7 protein-coding genes and 1 tRNA gene are annotated in these 15,714 nt (G+C 66.9%); 5 read left to right on the top strand and 3 right to left on the bottom strand.

Annotation, left to right across the window (positions count from 1 at the left end; all coding sequences use genetic code 11):
- Positions 1–91: 91 nt before the first annotated feature.
- The 3 genes from KNJ79_RS13615 to KNJ79_RS13625 all read left to right on the top strand — a co-directional run bounded on the left by KNJ79_RS13615 (position 92) and on the right by KNJ79_RS13625 (position 2,899).
- Positions 92–167: transfer RNA gene (locus KNJ79_RS13615), tRNA-Thr, on the top strand.
- Positions 168–378: 211 nt separating this feature from the next.
- The gene (locus KNJ79_RS13620) at positions 379–1,074 is read left to right on the top strand and encodes a response regulator transcription factor (protein ID WP_317151476.1); all 696 of its coding nucleotides are present in this window, start codon (positions 379–381) and stop codon (positions 1,072–1,074) included.
- A complete protein-coding gene (locus tag KNJ79_RS13625) occupies positions 1,058–2,899 on the top strand; it encodes a sensor histidine kinase (RefSeq protein ID WP_317151477.1) in 1,842 nt (613 codons plus the stop codon). The genes KNJ79_RS13620 and KNJ79_RS13625 overlap by 17 nt, the downstream gene beginning before the upstream one ends.
- Before the next feature lie 39 nt (positions 2,900–2,938).
- On the opposite strand, the gene KNJ79_RS13630 is transcribed toward KNJ79_RS13625, so the two are convergent.
- The 3 genes from KNJ79_RS13630 to KNJ79_RS13640 form a co-directional block, all read right to left on the bottom strand.
- Positions 2,939–4,672, bottom strand: coding sequence for a ShlB/FhaC/HecB family hemolysin secretion/activation protein (locus KNJ79_RS13630; RefSeq protein WP_317151478.1), 1,734 nt, complete (start codon positions 4,670–4,672; stop codon positions 2,939–2,941).
- Positions 4,669–10,554, bottom strand: a complete 5,886-nt coding sequence (locus KNJ79_RS13635; protein WP_317151479.1) for an MBG domain-containing protein — start codon at positions 10,552–10,554, stop codon at positions 4,669–4,671. Before KNJ79_RS13635 ends, KNJ79_RS13630 begins: the two co-directional genes overlap by 4 nt.
- A gap of 249 nt (positions 10,555–10,803) precedes the next feature.
- Entirely contained in the window at positions 10,804–13,473 is a 2,670-nt protein-coding gene (locus KNJ79_RS13640) for a sensor histidine kinase KdpD (protein ID WP_317151480.1), read from the bottom strand.
- 432 nt (positions 13,474–13,905) lie between these two features.
- Here KNJ79_RS13640 and kdpF point away from each other — a divergent pair, with 432 nt between their 5' ends.
- The gene (gene kdpF, locus KNJ79_RS13645) at positions 13,906–13,995 is read left to right on the top strand and encodes a K(+)-transporting ATPase subunit F (RefSeq protein ID WP_089214882.1); all 90 of its coding nucleotides are present in this window, start codon (positions 13,906–13,908) and stop codon (positions 13,993–13,995) included.
- Positions 13,996–14,009: 14 nt separating this feature from the next.
- Positions 14,010–15,713 (top strand): potassium-transporting ATPase subunit KdpA, encoded by a 1,704-nt coding sequence (gene kdpA, locus KNJ79_RS13650; RefSeq protein WP_317151481.1) that lies wholly within the window; start codon positions 14,010–14,012, stop codon positions 15,711–15,713.
- Position 15,714 lies beyond the last annotated feature (1 nt).

A 15,714-nucleotide genomic window follows, 5' to 3' on the forward strand; every position in this document is an offset into this window, starting at 1 on the left:
GCCCACCGCCAGCGCGCTCGCATGGCGGCGACAACAAAAGCTCGTCAGTGCTTGTCATGCGCCAATCACGCTGCTAGGGGCGCCCCTCGTTGCCGCTTTAGCTCAGTTGGTAGAGCACATCATTCGTAATGATGGGGCCACAGGTTCGAGTCCTGTAAGCGGCACCAGTCCTCCCCCTGAAAATGGACCGCTGCTGCTGGATTCGGCGACTGTCCTTTCGCGTCCGCGCCTATCTGCAGGAGCGAAAGACCGTCCAAGCGGCCCCAACATGGCAAGCCTACCTGATTCCGAGGATGTTTGATTAAATCATTTATGCCAAGCTGACGATTGTGCCGCCGAGCGGTGGCGCTTTGGTAATTTGCTTGATCGGACCCGCGGTTGAACAAGGAAGAATCCGGCCACCTCGGCGCCGATCTGCCAGCGCCGCTTCTGCTCGTCGAAGATGAGCAGATCATGCATGTTCGTCTGCGATCGATTCTGGGCGCGCTGGGTTACACCGAAGAGGTGCTTTCCTTCGCGTCGAATCTTGCCGAGGCCAAAGCGCTGCTTGCCGCCCAGCCTTTCGCCATGGCCTTTGTCGACATCGGGCTGCCCGACGGCAACGGCGTCGACCTGATCGGCGAAATGCACAGAAATGACCGCGCGTTGCCGATCCTCGTCATCTCGGCGTGGAGCGACGAACAGATCATTCTCCGCGCGCTTCAGGCCGGCGCGAGCGGCTATCTGTTGAAGGAACGCGACGATATCGAGATCACGCTTTCGATCCGCAGCGTCCTGCGCGGCGGCGCCCCGATCGACCCCTTTGTCGCGCGCCATATTCTGGCGATGATCGGCCCGTCCGAAGCCCCCGCCGAGGCCCCGCCGCCGCCCGCCGCCGGTCCACCTCTCACGCCGCGCGAGATCGAGATATTAACGCTGGTCAACAAGGGCTTCACCAACAAGGAAATTGCGGAACTCGCCGGATTGTCCCCGCTCACGGTCGAATGCCATATCCGGAATATCTACAAGAAGCTGGCGGTGCGTTCGCGTACCGAAGCCGTGTTCGAAGCGCGGGCGCATGGCTTCCTGCCTTAGGTGGTTCGCCTGGCTCGCGATCTTCCTGTTCGTGCCAAGGCCCGCGGAAGCGCGCCCGGCCCCGCTATCGTTCGCAAGCGTCGAAGCCGCGAAAGCGGACTGGGATTCGCAAGCGCCGCCGATCGCAGGCTGGCACCGCGTGGCGTTGCCCGACGACTGGTCGACGCGCTGGCCCGGCCATGACGGTGTCGTCTGGTATCGGCTGACCTGGACGCAGGGGAACGCGGCGCAGCCGGTCGGGGTGGCGGTCGATTACTGGACGCTGGCGGGGGCGGCCTTTCTGAACGGGCAACCGATCGCGCGCGATGCGCAATTGACCGAGCCGCTGTCGCGTTCGTGGAACCAGCCGCGACACTGGCTGCTCACCGCGCCGGCGCTGCGCGAAGGCCGCAACACGCTTCTTTTCCGGGTTTCGGGCTATGCCCGATATCAGCCGGGGCTCGGCCCCGTCACGATCGGCGATCCAACCCGCGTGCAGGCGCATTATGAGGCGGCGCGCAAGATGCGGCGCGTGCTGCCCCTGTTCAATATGGGGATCACCGCCGCGCTCGCCATCTTCTTCCTCGCCATCTGGCTGCTTCGACGATCGGAGACCTCCTACGGCTGGTACAGCCTCGCGCTGCTCGGATGGGCGGGATATTCGCTCAACCTGGTGGCCACGCGGCCGTGGCCGTTCGCCACGAGCGATGGCTGGGCGCGCGCGACGCTGAGTATGCTGATCCTCTTCGCGGCGAGCTATTGCATGTTCGTCATCCGGTTTCTCGAACAGCGCTCGCCCCGCATCGAACGGCTGCTGTGGGTGAGCGTCGCTTGCGCCATCGCCGCAATGTGGCTCGTGCCGCACCATCTGATCGGCGTCACGCGCACCATGCTCGCAATCGCGAGCGTCGCGCTCTATTTCGCGACCGCCGCAATGTTGTTCGCCAAAACCTGGCGCAGCCCCCGCGTCGATTATTGGGTGCTGAACCTGACGCATGGGCTCATGCTGATCGCGGGCGCGCACGACCTGCTGGTCTTCATCGGAATATCGCGCGACAATGTCTATTATTCGTCGATCGTCTCGCAGGTTCTGATCGTCTGCATGGCGGTCGTGCTGGCCCGGAAATTCGTTTCGGCGATGCGGCGCGTCGAGCATTTCAACGAACAGCTGAGCGCCGAGATCGCGGTCGCCCGAAACGAACTCGCCGACATGCTCAATCGCGCACATGCGCTGGAACTCGAACGGACCAAGCTGGAAGAGCGGATGCGGCTTGCCCATAATCTGCACGACGGCATGGGGGCGACGCTGGTCAACAATATCGCGATGCTGGAACATGACGGACGCGCGGTTTCCACCCCCCGTTTTCTGTCGATCCTGAAGGAATTGCGCGAGGAACTGCGGCTCGTCATCGACATGTCGGCAGGGGTTCGTCCGGCCGACCAGCCGCTGGCGGGATGGCTCGCACCGCTGCGTGCCCGGCTGACCCTGTTGTGCGAGAATCGCGACATCCGGTGCCGCTGGGACCTCGACGACCTCGACGGTTTCACGCTGCCTGCCGCGAACAGTCTCGATATCATTCGCATCGTTCGCGAGGGGTTGACCAATGTCATCAAGCACAGCGGCGCCAGCGAGGTGGAGGTTGCCGTCAGGCAGGGGGACGCGGCCCTTCGCATCACGATCGTCGACAATGGACGCGGGTTCGAGGAGCGGTCCACCGGCGAACGCGGAATCGGACTTCAGAGCATGGCCTCGCGCGCCGCGCGGCTGGGCGGAACGTTCGACATCGCCTCGGCTCCCGGCCGAACCGCTCTGACCGTCACCATCGCCCGGCCGGCGGAGCAATAGGGCCGCGAAATCCTTGCAAGCGATGCGGCGCGGGTGCCGTCACCACGAGAGGGTCAGGCCGACATGCGTGCCATAGTGGCGCCCGCGCGGATCGGTTCCGGGATCGCCGATCTGCACCCCATGGTCGAGCCTGAAATCGAGATGATTGCCGAGCTGGTACCGCACGCCGAAGCCGACACTGGCGAGCGAGTAGCGCGCGCGTTCGTCGGGCAGCGGCGAATGCACGAAGCCGAGCCCGTAGTCGACGAACCACAGCAGCTGCATCTGGTCGGCGAGCTTGCCGCCCAGACTTCTCAGCACCGCCATGGGCGGGTGACGAAGCTCGTTGCGCAGGACGAAGCCTTCATCGACATAGACCTGCCCCTCGTCGAAGCCGCGCAGCGACCCGGCGCCGCCCATCGCCAGCTGCTCGCTGCCGAGCAGATTGGTACTGGTCACCTGTCCCCTCAGATCGAACACCCAGGTGAAATCGCCGGGCAGCCGCGTGTGGCGATTCAGCCCGGCGTTCAAATAGGTGTAGCGCGCCCGTGCCCCCGCGCGTTGGGCCTGAAAGGCGGCGTCGGTGTTGCGATCCGAAATGTCGCCGGGGCTCAGCACCAGCGTCACGTCCATCGCGGTCACGCCGCCCGCGTCTTCGAGGCTCGCGCTATAGCCGACACTCGCCTGCATGATGTCGGTGGCGGCACCGAAAACCGGGGCCTCGGCGAACAGCAGATTATTGTCGCTGCGCTTGTAGTCGAGCCCGAGCGTCAGTTCGTGGTGAAAATTTCCCGTGCCCGCCAGCGGGGTCAGATATCGCAGCGAGAAGGCCGACGATTTGCCGCGCTGATCGAGCGGTTCGGGCACCCGGCTCTTGACGTGCCCCACCGAGACGCTGGCGGTGAGCAGGTGCCGCCAGGGCAGCGGCACCGTGTAGTTCACCGAGTCGCTGCGAAACAGATCCCAATCGTCGATCGAATGGGTGTGCTGATAGCCGAGCTGGTGCCCGAGCCCGAAGACATTGCCCCAGTTGAGACCGACGAAGGCGCGGCCATAGCCGGTGCTGCTCGTGCCGCTGTTGTTGATGCCGCCATAGACGCGCAGCGGACGCTGCTCGGTCGTCTGGAGCGTCAGATCGACCTCGCCTGCCGTCGCGCCGGGCCGGGTGACCAGCTGCACGCGGCGAAAGGGGTTGCGGTTCAGCCAGTCGATGTCGGCATCGAGCGCCGCATGGTCGATCGGATCGCCCGGCTCGATCCGCAGCTCGCGGCGATAGCTGGCTTCGGAAAAATATTTCGCCCCCGCCACTTCGATCGTGCCGGCGCGGCCGCGCAGCACGAGCAACTGCACCGCGCCGCCGGGCACCTCCTGCGCCGGCACGACGACGCGCGCAAAACGCTCGCCGCCGTCGAGCAGCGCCTGGGCAAGCGCGGCGCGCATATCGTCGAGCAGCGCCAGATCGAGAGGCTTGCCGATGAAGGGCGCGAGCGCTGCCCGAACGGACGCACCGGGAAGCGCGGCGGTGTCGTCGATCGCGATGCCTTCGACGGCGGCCCCTTGCTTTTGCAACTGCGCCGGATCGGTCAGCACCCGAACGCCGCGCAGAACGCCGTAGCTTTCGGTCGCCGTGTCCGGCGGAGCGGGCGCATCGAGCGGCGGCGGGACCGGCTGCGGCTGTACCGTCCGCAGATCCTGCGCGAACGCGGGGAGCGGCGAGACCAGGGCCAGCGCGGCGGAGAGCGCGCCGAGCGGCCATGTCCGGGCGGCGGGCGATTGCCGGCGATCTGCTGTCACGGCTGCGTCTCCGGCCCGCCCGAAGGCTGGGCGACGGGTTCGGGCGGCGCCACGACGATCGGCGCCATCGGGGTGCCCTGGACGGGCGTCGAGGTCATGGTGATGGTTCCGTCGGGATTGGTTACCGTCGTGGTCTCCAGCGTCATGATTTTCGAAGGATCGAGCACGATCGGCGGCTGTTCGATCACCATGCCGCCGCCCGGAAGGGGGCCGATCTCGGTCGAAGTCGTCGACACCGCGCCTTCGGTCGTGCCGCCCGACAGCAGCGCCGCCAGATTGGCGACCGTGCCCATCTGCAATGCCGGATTGTCGCTGCTGCCCAGCATCTGCGTGATCGACATGTTGCTCCGCGATTGCTCGGCCGCTTCGTAGAGCTTGTCTTCGAACTGGCTGTCGTTCACGACCTTGACTATGCCGCTCACGGCAATTTGCAGCGCCGTGGTGACGATGACCAGCGGCCCCGCAAAGGCGCTGCCGGCCGCCCCGGTCGTGCTTGCGCCATAGCGCGCGACCTGGGTAGCGAGGCCTACCGAGATCTCGGTTATGTTGGCGGCCGCAACCCCGCCGACGCCGGCCCCGACCCAAGCCGAGCCGGCGGCACCGAGGACGCGCGCCATGATTTCCGGATTCGCATCGCCGGGGTTGGCGCCGCCGCCTGCCGCCGTCATCAGCTCCTGCGGCGGACTTTCGCCCAGGTCGAACAGGCCGAGCAGCGTGGGCAGCTTGTCCGCCTTCTTCTGCTCCGACGCGACCTTCCAGTCCTTATAGGCCTGGACGGCGGCATCGGCGGCGGCAATGCGCTTGTTCTGCAGATCGGTCATGATGTAGTCATAGAGCGCGGCATCGCTCGCGCTCGGGACGGTCGTATAGCTCTTCAGATCGGCCAGCCGCTGGCGGAGTTGCCATTCCGATCCGCCATAGTTGAACTGCACCAGAGCCCGCTCGGTAGGCGAAGCCGTGCCATCGAGATAGCGCTCGATCATGCCGATCCGCTCCGCATTGAAGCTGTTGCGTTCATAATCCTGCATCCAGCTCAGGATAAAAGGCAGGATCTGGCCATAGGCATCGGGATTCTGCGCGTTCGCGAGCAGCCAGTTGTTGACGCTGGCGGCGTCGCTGGGCTGGCCCGCGGCGGCCAGAAAGCGTCCGACGATCGTGTCGAGCTGCCCGGTGAAATTGGCGGGCAAGCCGAATATCTTTGGAACGCCGGTAAAATTATAGAGCGGCACCCGTTTCGGGCTGGCATTTTCGACGAGCAATTGCGTCACGGGCGCGAACAGGCATTTCTTGCCTTCGCACTCGCCCGGCAGATGATAGAGGCTGCCGTCTTCGTTGAGGACGGTCAGCGTTCCGCCGCTATATTCGACGTCATAGGGACCATAGCCGTCGCGCACGCCGTCGAAGGTCGCGGGGCCGGTCGGGGTGATCGGATAGAGCCCCGGCGTTCCTATGGTGGCGGTGGTCGTCCAGCCGAACTGGTCGTCGTGAAAATCCTTGCCCTCGCGTTCGGCGGCCTCTGGGCCGCGAAAACCCCTGAAGACGTAGCGCGGGCTGAAAACCAGATCCTGCGCCATCGCATAGAGGTCGGCGATCGACACCGTCAGCGTCGGATTGTGGACCGTCAGCCAGCCGATCCCCACGGGCTGCGCAAGCGTGATGCGATAATTGGGCGACGCGCTGAGCGTCCCCAGATCGAGCCGATAGGCGCCGTTCACCCCGTCGCCGGTAAAGCTGGGGGCACCGCTCAGTCCGAAGTCGGTTCCGGCGAAGCCCGAAACCTGCCATTCGAACTTGTCCTCGGTTCCATATTGGCTCGTGAAGCGCGACCGATAGGTCACCGCACTGCCGGGATTTTGAGCATCGAAATCGCTGGTCATCGACACCAGATCAACCGGCGTGTCGCCGCGCACGACATCGCCCGACAGCAGCCGCACGATCAGCTCGGCGGGCGAAATGGTCAACGTACCGTCCACTTCCCCGGCGAGCTTGTAATTGCCCGAAAGCAGCGTCGCGTTGGGTGCGATAGCGTAGCTGCCGACGTTGCTGCCGACGGCCGCGGTGGTCGTCGGTGTATAGCCGACGACATCCGCGGCGCTGTCGCCATTCTTCAAGCCGGTCACGTTGGCGGTGAAGGCCGGATTGGCTTCGCCATAGAGGCGGCTCGCATCGGCAGCGGTCACCATCAGCGGCGCCGGGGTGATGGTCAGTGTGCCGTCGTTCTGCGCCGCGAGCACATAATTGCCCGAGAGCAGCACCGCGTTGGGTGCGATGCGATAGCTGCCGACATTGCTGCCGGCGGTTGCGGTGGTGGTCGGCGTATAGCGGATGACGTCCGCCGCGCTGTCGCCATTTTTGAGGCCGGTCGCACTCGCGGTGAAGGCCGGGTTGGCGTCGCCATAGACGCGGCTCGCATCCGCGGCGCTCACGGTCAGCGGCGCCGGGCTGATGGTCAGCGTGCCGTCGGTCTGTGCCGCGAGCACATAATTGCCCGAGAGCAGCACGGCATTGGGCGCGATGCGGTAGCTTCCGACGTTGCTGCCGATGGTCGCAGTGGTGGTCGGCGTATAGCTGACGACATCCGCCGCGCTGTCGCCATTCTTCAAACCGGTCACGCTGGCGGCGAAGGCCGGATTGGCATCGCCATAGAGACGGCTCGCATCGGCGGCCGCGACGGTTAGCGGCGCGGGGGTGATCGTCAGCGTGCCGTCGGTCTGGCTCAGCGTGTAATTGGCGGACAGCAGCGTCGCATTGGGCGCGATGCTGTAGCTGCCGACATTGCTGCCAATGGTCGCGCTGGTCGCGGCGTTGTAGCCGACCACCTGTGCGGCATCATCGCCGTTCCTGAGACCGGTGACGGTGACGCCGAAAATCGGGTTGCTGCTGCCATAGAGGCGGCTCGCATCATTCGCGACGACATGGAGCAGCGCCGGATTGATTGTCAGCACGCCATCGACATAGGTGACGTCATAATAGGAAGGCGCGCTCGCGCCATAGGGGCGAATCCAATAGGTTCCGGCATTGCTGCCCAAAAGCGCATTGGTGCTGAACTGCAGTCCGGTAACGTCGCTCGCATCGTCGTCGCCGACGAAGCCCGCATAGCTGGCGGTAAACGCCGGCAAGGCGCTCGCGCCATAGGTCATCGCCTTGTCGTCGGCGGTGATGGTCAGCGCATAGCTCGTCGGCGTGCCGCTGCAGATCAGCTTGCAATGCACCCCCAGGTCCATGAAATTGCCGCCCTCGCCGCGCCATTCGGCGGCGGTGCCATAGCCGCTCGGCACCCAGCCGCCGAGATCGACCAGCGCATCGGACACGCCCCAGATCGACACGCCGGCGGCGGAGGCGAGATTGGTGTCGACCAGCCGGATCGCGCCCTCGCCCACGGCGAGGCGGGTCGGGAAATCATTGTCGGCGATCAGCAACAGGGGGATGCCCGATGCACCCGCCGAAGCGAAACTGCTGTTCTCGAGCAGCACATGGCGGCCCGCCTCGAGGACGACGAGATCGGCGGAATCGACCTGCGTTCCGCCTGGCGCCGTGACGATGTCGCGCCCGGCGTGATATTCGAATCCCCCGCCGCTCAAGCTGCCGCCTGCGCCGCCCACCGAACCGCCGGAGCCGCCATGATCGGCGCCCGTGAATTGCTGGCGAAAACCGGTGGCCGTCCCGCCGAGCTGGATGTCTCCGGTGGAGCGGATCACCAGATCGCCCGCCCCGACGAAGCCCGCATCGACCCCCGCGGTGCTGCCGGCAATCGCGCCGTCGCCGCCGCGCGCGGTCGCCGACAGCATCGTATCGCCGAGCAAAAGGACATCGGCCGCATCGACCTGAAAGCTGCCGGCGGTGGCATTGCCGGCGCCGCCCGAGCCCCCCGGAGCGCCGCCATCGTCGCTTCCCGATTGTCCGCCGATGCCCGTCGCGTCGTTGGAGAGCTGCGCGCCCGCGGCAAGCGTGAAGCGATTGCCGGCGACGAGATCGAACTGCCGGGCCACGGCGGTGGCGATGCCTCCACTGGCTGCTGTGCCCGCGCCGCTCGACGCCCCGCCGGCACCGCCCTGCGCTTCGACGATCTTGGACATCTGGGCGCCCGCCGCGACGGTGATGTCGTTCGCGGCGTCAAAGCGAAAGCCGGACCCTGCCCAAATCTGCGCCGCACCGCCCGCGCCCGCCGTGCTTGCGGCACCGCTGCCGAGTCCCGCCGCGCCACCGGTCGAGCGCACCGACATGGTGACGTCGGCGTTGACCGCGATGTCGCGCCCCGCTTCGAACAGGGTCGACCCCGGGGTCAATTGCACGGTCCCGCCTGCCGTCCCGGTCGCCCCGCCCGAGGCATCGCCGCCGCGTCCGCCGGTCGCCGTAAGCGAGACGGAAAAGGCCTCGTTCAGCACGATGTCGTTCCCGGCCCGAAACAGAAGATCGCCGAGCGTCATCGCCGAAGACCCACCCCCGGCAGCGCCATCCACGCCGGTCAGAACGGCCGACACGTCGAACCCGGTGTCGAAGACGATGTTGCGCGCCGCGTCGAACGTCAGCGCGTTGGGCAGGCTGGTCGCGAAGGGCGTGCTGCCCCGGAAAATGATGTCGCCATTGCCGCCGCTCACCGCGGCGTCGGTCTCGACGGCGATCGCGCCGAACGCCAGCTGGCTGTTGATCCACTCGTCGGTGAGCGTGCTCGTCGAACCGCTGACGCCATTGGCCAGGGCGTCGGTGTCGACGACGATGTCGTTGGGATCGAGCAACAATTGGCCGGCGACCCCATGGGGTGCGCGCAGATCGGCATGACCGTTCATCGCCAGCTGCTTGCCCGACACTTCGGCAAAGCCGCCGTCGCCGCCCAGGCTGCCGCCGCGCGCCGAAATGCTGCCCGAAAAATCGGTGCGGCCGTCGGACCATACCACGACCCGGCCGCCGTCGCCGCGTTCCGAACCGGCGCCGGCGTCAATGACGGCCGAACCCGTCACGCGGACATTGGCCGCATGCGCGACCGCGGGATCGTCGCCGCGCACCCCGCCCCCGATCAGGATCGTCCCGCCGCTTCCATCGGCGTCGCGGGCCGTGATGGCGCCTTCGACCGCGACGTCTCCGCCATCGGCGGTGAGCACCACCCGGCCGTCTCGCTGGCCGATGCCCGACGCCTCGATCACCCCGCCGGCGCTGACCGCCAGGGCATAGACGTTGCCGCCGGCTGCAACCAGCTCGGCCTCGGCCGCGCGGATGGTTCCGGCATTGTCGATTCCGGTGCCGCCCCCGGGCAGCGCGGTGCGCACCAGGACGCGCTGGTCGCCCGACGATTGCAGCACAATGTCGTTCCCGGCGGCCAGCACCGCGCTCCCCCTCGGCGCCTCTATCGTTCCGCCGTTGACGACATGACGCCCGACGAGCACGACATCGCCCGAAGCCGCGCGAATAAGGCCGAGATTCTCGACCGACGCCCCCGACGCGCCGCGGAAGTTCAAGGCATCGCCCGCCATGAAGGCGGCGTCGTCGACGTCGAGCGTCGATGCGACGAACGACGCGGTCCGGATCATGCCATCGGGGCCGACGAGCACGCCATTGGGGTTGATCACAAAGACGCGCCCGTTGGCCTTGATCTCCCCCATGATGCGGCTCGGGTCGCCGCCCAGCACGCGATTCAGGATCGCGCTGTCGACGCCCGGCTGGACGAACTGCATCCATTGGCCCGCCGCGACCGAGAAATCGCTCCAGTCGATGATCGCGCGCTGGCTGGCCTGCGTGATCGTCGTATTGCCGCCGTCGCGAACGATGCTCGCCTTGCCCGCCACCACCGCGGCATCCTGAGCGTGGGCCGCGCCGAAAGCGAGCATGGTCGCCAGCGCGATGGCGCCGCGGCTCGGCCGCGACAGCCAGACAGTGGATGTGCGCATTTCAGTACCCCCGCAAGCCCGATGAAATCTCCATTTCATCCTACCGCGGCGAGGCCTCCAAAGGGCATCCATGAAATCAGGTAGTTGCGAAGCGCGATGGCGAGGGCGGCGGCAAAGGGCGCCAGCTGCCCGGTCGATGCTTTCCGCCAGGCCGGCGCATCTTCAACATCGACGCCAGGTATCGGACCGCATTTTCAATCCTGTTGCGATCAAGCAGAATTTGCGCAGCGCACAAATTGAACCAAATAATCAGGACAAGTCAGTTGCGGCGGCGATTAACCGGCTGGGAAAACTTAGTGTAAATGCGGCGCCGCCGTCGGGATGGTTGGCGGCGGCGATGTCGATGTTCAGTGCGTCCGCAAAACCCCTTGCGATCGCCAGCCCCAGGCCGCTGCCTCCGTGACGGTCGCTCCCCTTTCCCTGCGCGAACGTGTCGAAGATCGTCCGTTCGGTTCCCGGCTCCAGCCCCTCGCCGCGATCGCGCACGGTCAATGTCACGGCATCGGGGGTCCGGCGGCCGACGATGTCGATCGGACCGGCGCTGCCGCCGTACTGGATGGCGTTGGCGAGGAGATTGAGGAGAATGTGATGGAGCAGCCGCTCGTCGACGCGGACCAGCGGCAGGCCGGCGGGGACCTGGAAGTTGATGTGATGACCGCGCAGGGGTTCTTTGAGATCGTCGACGACGGCGGCGACGACGTCGGTCAGATCGACCGGCGTCAGATCGAGCCGGACGCCGCCGGCGTCGAGACGCACCAGTTCGACGAGATTATCGAGAAAACGGCGCAGTCGCGATACTTCGGCGCGCGCGACGGGCAAGGCGGCAGTGTCGGGATGCTCGTCGGCGATCGCCTCGATCGCCGCGGTCACGCCGGTGAGCGGGGTGCGCAGATCGTGCCCGATCGACGAAAGCAGCGCCGCGCGCAGCCGATCGCGTTCTTCGAGTACCGAGAGGCTGCGCATCTCGTCCTCGAGATGGAGTCTTTCGTGCGCGAGCGCGGCCTGGCCGACGAGCGCCGACAACAGCGCCGCGCGGTCGGGCGCGATCGGATTGCCGCCGTCGTCGCTCGCGATGCCGAGCACCGCGAGCACGCCGAGCCCCGTCTTGAGCGGATGGAATTGCCAGTCGGACGCGACGAGCGTGCTGGTGCCGCGCCCTGCGGGCTCGCCGCTCGTCCACGCCCATTCGGCGGCGGCCTGATCGACCGGCGAAATGCGCGCGTCTGCGGGTCGCGCGACGATCGGGCGCAGCAGGCCGTCGCGTTCGCCGAGCACGACGCTGCGCACGCCGAGCAGGCGCGAGACTTCGTCGCAGGTAGCGGTAGCGGTGGTTTCGCGGTCGGATGCGCGCGCGAGCATCTGCGCGAAGGCCGCGAGCGACGCATTCTCCTGCGCGCTGCGCACCCCGATCCGCGCGCGTGTCCGGAGGCGCCCCGCAAGGTTGCTCGTCACCGCGGCAACGCCGGTGAGGATCAGGACCGTGAGCACGCTCTGCGGCTCGGCAATCGTGAAGGTGTAGAGCGGATGCAGGAAGAAGAAGTTGAACGCCAGCGCCGCCGCGACGCTCGCGAACAGGCCGGGCCGCAGTCCATAGAGCGTCGCCGCGACGATCACCGGAACAAGATAGAGCAGGTCGACCGTCCCCGTGCCGATCCACGGCTCGGCGAGCTTGGCGAGGCCCGTCGTCATGGCGATCAGCAAGAGGGCGACCGCATAGTTGCCCGACCGCCCCCAGCCGCGCGTCCAGCCACCGCGGCGGTGCGTCGTCATGGCGGTTCCGGGCGACGGAATGACATGCACCGCAAGCCCCTCCCCCTCGCGGATCAGCGCCTCGACGATCGACCCGTGGCGCAGTTCGAACCACCAGCTGCGCTGCGAGCGGCCGATGACGAGCTGCGTCGCGCGCAGCGCTTCGATCTGTCCCCGCAGCCCGACGATCACATTTTCGGACGGGACGGTGGCGATCGTCGCGCCGAGCGTAGCGGCGAGCGCGAGCGATGCGGCGATGCGGCGCTGCGCTTCCTCGTCGAAACGCTCGCTGCGCGGCGTTTCGATATGCACTGCCGTCCACGGCGCATTGAGCCCGTCGGCAAGGCGCTTCGCCGTGCGCACCAGCGTGTCGGTGCCCGGCTGCTCGCTGATCGCGACGAGGATGCGCTCGCCCGCGGCATAGGTGCCGGCCAGCCCGGTCGCGTCGAGATCGTGAAGCATCTGCCGGTCGACGCTGAGCGCCGCGCGGCGCAGCGCCATTTCGCGCAAGGCCGACAGATTGGGCTTCGAAAAGAAATGGCCGAGCGCGCGGCTCGCCTCGTGCGGCACATAGACCTTGCCGTCCTTGAGCCGCTCGATCAGCTCGTCGGGGGGCAGGTCGACGAGCTTGATCTCGGCGCCCTCGAACACGCTGTCGGGCACGGTTTCGCGCACCCGGACGCGGGTGAAGCTCGCGACGACGTCGTTCAAACTTTCGACATGCTGGATGTTGAGCGTCGTATAGACGTCGATCCCCGCGTCGAGCAGTTCGTCGACGTCCTGCCAACGCTTGGGGTGGCGGCTGCCCTCGACATTGCTGTGCGCATATTCGTCGACGAGCGCGAGCGCGGGCCTGCGCCGCAGCACCGCGTCGAGGTCCATTTCGGCGAGGCGGTGGCCGCGATAGTCGATCTCGCGCCGCGGAACGACCTCCAGGCCGCGCATCAGCGCCTCGGTCTCGGCGCGGCCGTGCGTTTCGGCGACCGCGACGACGACGTCGGCGCCCTCGCGCGCGAGCGCGGCGCCCTCGGTCAGCATCGCATAGGTCTTGCCGACTCCGGGTGCGGCGCCGAGGAAAATCTTGAGCCGCCCGCGCGCCTCGCGCTTCGCCTGGCGGAGCAGCGCGTCGGGCAAGGGCCGCTTGTGCTCAGAGGGTGGCGGGCTGGGCATGGGCGAGGGTTCGGCGTCCGTTTGAGACAAGGAACTATCCCACTTCCGCCGCCCCGAGCGAAGACGAGGGGCTAGGCCGAGCGAAGTCGAGGTCCGGTGCGGGTTCTCGCTTCGCTCGAACGGCCCCCTCGTCTTCGCTCGGAGCGGCGGAAGATTGGGGAGTTGTTCTTCAAACAAGCCATAGCCCAGCATGATGATGCACGCCAAGCGAAGCCGGTTCGACTTTACGGAAACTTTACGCAAACCGCGAAATTCGCCCGCGAAACTTTACGGCGAAGGGGCGTAGCGGCCGCCACATCCTATCCCGGCCCGTTCACCATCCGGGCCTTTGCCGGAGACCCGCCATGTCCGATCTTTTGTGGCTTGCCCTGCTCGGCGCGCTGTTTGCGCTGACGCTCGGCTATACGCGCCTGTGCGAGCGAGGGTGATGCGATGACGACCCCGATGCTCCTCGCCGGCCTCACCGCCGCCGCCCTGCTCGTCTATCTGCTCGTCGCGCTCTTGCGCCCCGAACGTTTCTGAGAGGAGACGCGACCATGACCTTGTCCGGCTGGGCGCTGATCCTGCTGTTCATCGCCCTCACCGCCGCGCTCGCCAAACCGATGGGACTTTGGCTGTTCGCTCTCTACGAAGGGCGCGCGACCCCGTTCCATCGCCTGCTCGGCCCCGTCGAGCGCGGTTTCTACCGCCTCGCGGGGATCGACCCCACCGAAGAGCAGGGTTGGCGGCGTTACGCGCTCCACTTGCTGCTCTTCAACCTCGCGCTGCTGCTCTTCACCTATGCCATCCTGCGGCTGCAGGGCGTGATGCCGGGCAATCCGCAGGGCTTCGGCGCAGTCGGCGCCGACGGCGCGTTCAACACCGCGGTCAGCTTCACCACCAACACCAACTGGCAATGGTATGGCGGCGAGGCGACCTTGTCGAACCTGTCGCAGATGCTGGGCCTCACCATCCAGAATTTCCTGTCGGCTGCGACCGGCATCGCGGTCGCCTTCGCCCTGTTCCGCGGTTTCGCGCGGCGCGAGGCGAAGACGATCGGCAATTTCTGGGCCGATATAACGCGGATCACCCTCTATCTGCTGCTCCCCATTTGCGTGGTCTTTGCGATCTTCCTGATCGCCAGCGGCGTGCCGCAGACCTTTGCCGGGTCGGTTGATGCGACGACGCTCGAAGGCGCGCGGCAGACGATCGCGCTCGGTCCCGTCGCGAGCCAGGAAGCGATCAAGATGCTCGGCACCAACGGCGGCGGCTTCTTCAACGCCAACAGTGCGCATCCGTTCGAAAATCCGACCGCGCTGACCAATCTCGTCCAGATGCTGTCGATCTTCTCGATCGGCGTCGGGCTGAGCTGGTGCTTCGGCAAGGCGGTTGGCGACACGCGCCAGGGCTGGGCGATCCTTGCGGCGATGGGCGTGCTGTTCGCCGCCGGCGTCAGCATCGCCTATTGGCAGGAAGCCGCGGGCAATCCCGTCCTCCATCAGCTCGGCGTCGCGGGCGGCAATATGGAAGGCAAGGAGGTGCGCTTCGGCATCGCCGCCTCGGCGCTGTTCGCGGCGATCACCACCGCGGCCTCGTGCGGCGCGGTCAATGCGATGCACGACAGCTTCACCGCCTTGGGCGGCCTTGTCCCCCTGTTCAACATCCAGCTCGGCGAGGTCGTCGTCGGCGGGGTCGGCGCGGGCATCTATGGTTTTCTGCTCTTCGCGATCCTCGCGGTGTTCGTCGCGGGCCTCATGGTCGGGCGCACCCCCGAATATGTCGGCAAGAAGATCGAGGCGCGCGAGGTCAAGCTCGCGGTGCTCGCGATCGCGGTGCTGCCGCTCGTCATCCTCGGCTTCACCGCCCTTGCGAGCGTGCTGCCGCAGGGGCTCGCCGGGCCGCTCAACAAGGGACCGCACGGTTTCGCCGAAATCCTCTATGGCTTCAGCTCGGCCGCGGGCAACAATGGCTCGGCCTTCGCGGGCCTGTCGGCGGGCACGCCCTTCTACAACGGCCTGCTCGGCGCGGCGATGTGGCTCGGGCGCTATTTCGTGATCGTCCCCGCGCTCGCGATCGCCGGCAGCCTCGCCGCCAAGCGCCATGTCCCGGCATCGAGCGGCTCCTTTCCCACCACCGGCGGCCTGTGGATCGGCCTGCTCGTCGGGATCATCCTGATCCTCGGCGGCCTGACCTTCCTCCCCAGCCTCGCCCTCGGCCCGATCGCCGACCATCTCGCGATGGTCAGCGGCCAGCGCTTCTAGG

Origin of the sequence: Sphingopyxis indica (assembly GCF_032879645.1) — a bacterium.
Lineage (GTDB): Bacteria > Pseudomonadota > Alphaproteobacteria > Sphingomonadales > Sphingomonadaceae > Sphingopyxis > Sphingopyxis indica.

What these genes read in the sequence shown, in the direction of transcription:
- KNJ79_RS13625 (WP_317151477.1), top strand. Translation starts at nt 1,058, where the DNA reads ATGGCTTCCTGCCTTAGGTGGTTCGCCTGGCTCGCGATCTTCCTGTTC.
- KNJ79_RS13635 (WP_317151479.1), bottom strand. Translation starts at nt 10,554, where the DNA reads ATGCGCACATCCACTGTCTGGCTGTCGCGGCCGAGCCGCGGCGCCATC.
- KNJ79_RS13640 (WP_317151480.1), bottom strand. Translation starts at nt 13,473, where the DNA reads ATGCCCAGCCCGCCACCCTCTGAGCACAAGCGGCCCTTGCCCGACGCG.
- kdpF (WP_089214882.1), top strand. Translation starts at nt 13,906, where the DNA reads ATGACGACCCCGATGCTCCTCGCCGGCCTCACCGCCGCCGCCCTGCTC.
- kdpA (WP_317151481.1), top strand. Translation starts at nt 14,010, where the DNA reads ATGACCTTGTCCGGCTGGGCGCTGATCCTGCTGTTCATCGCCCTCACC.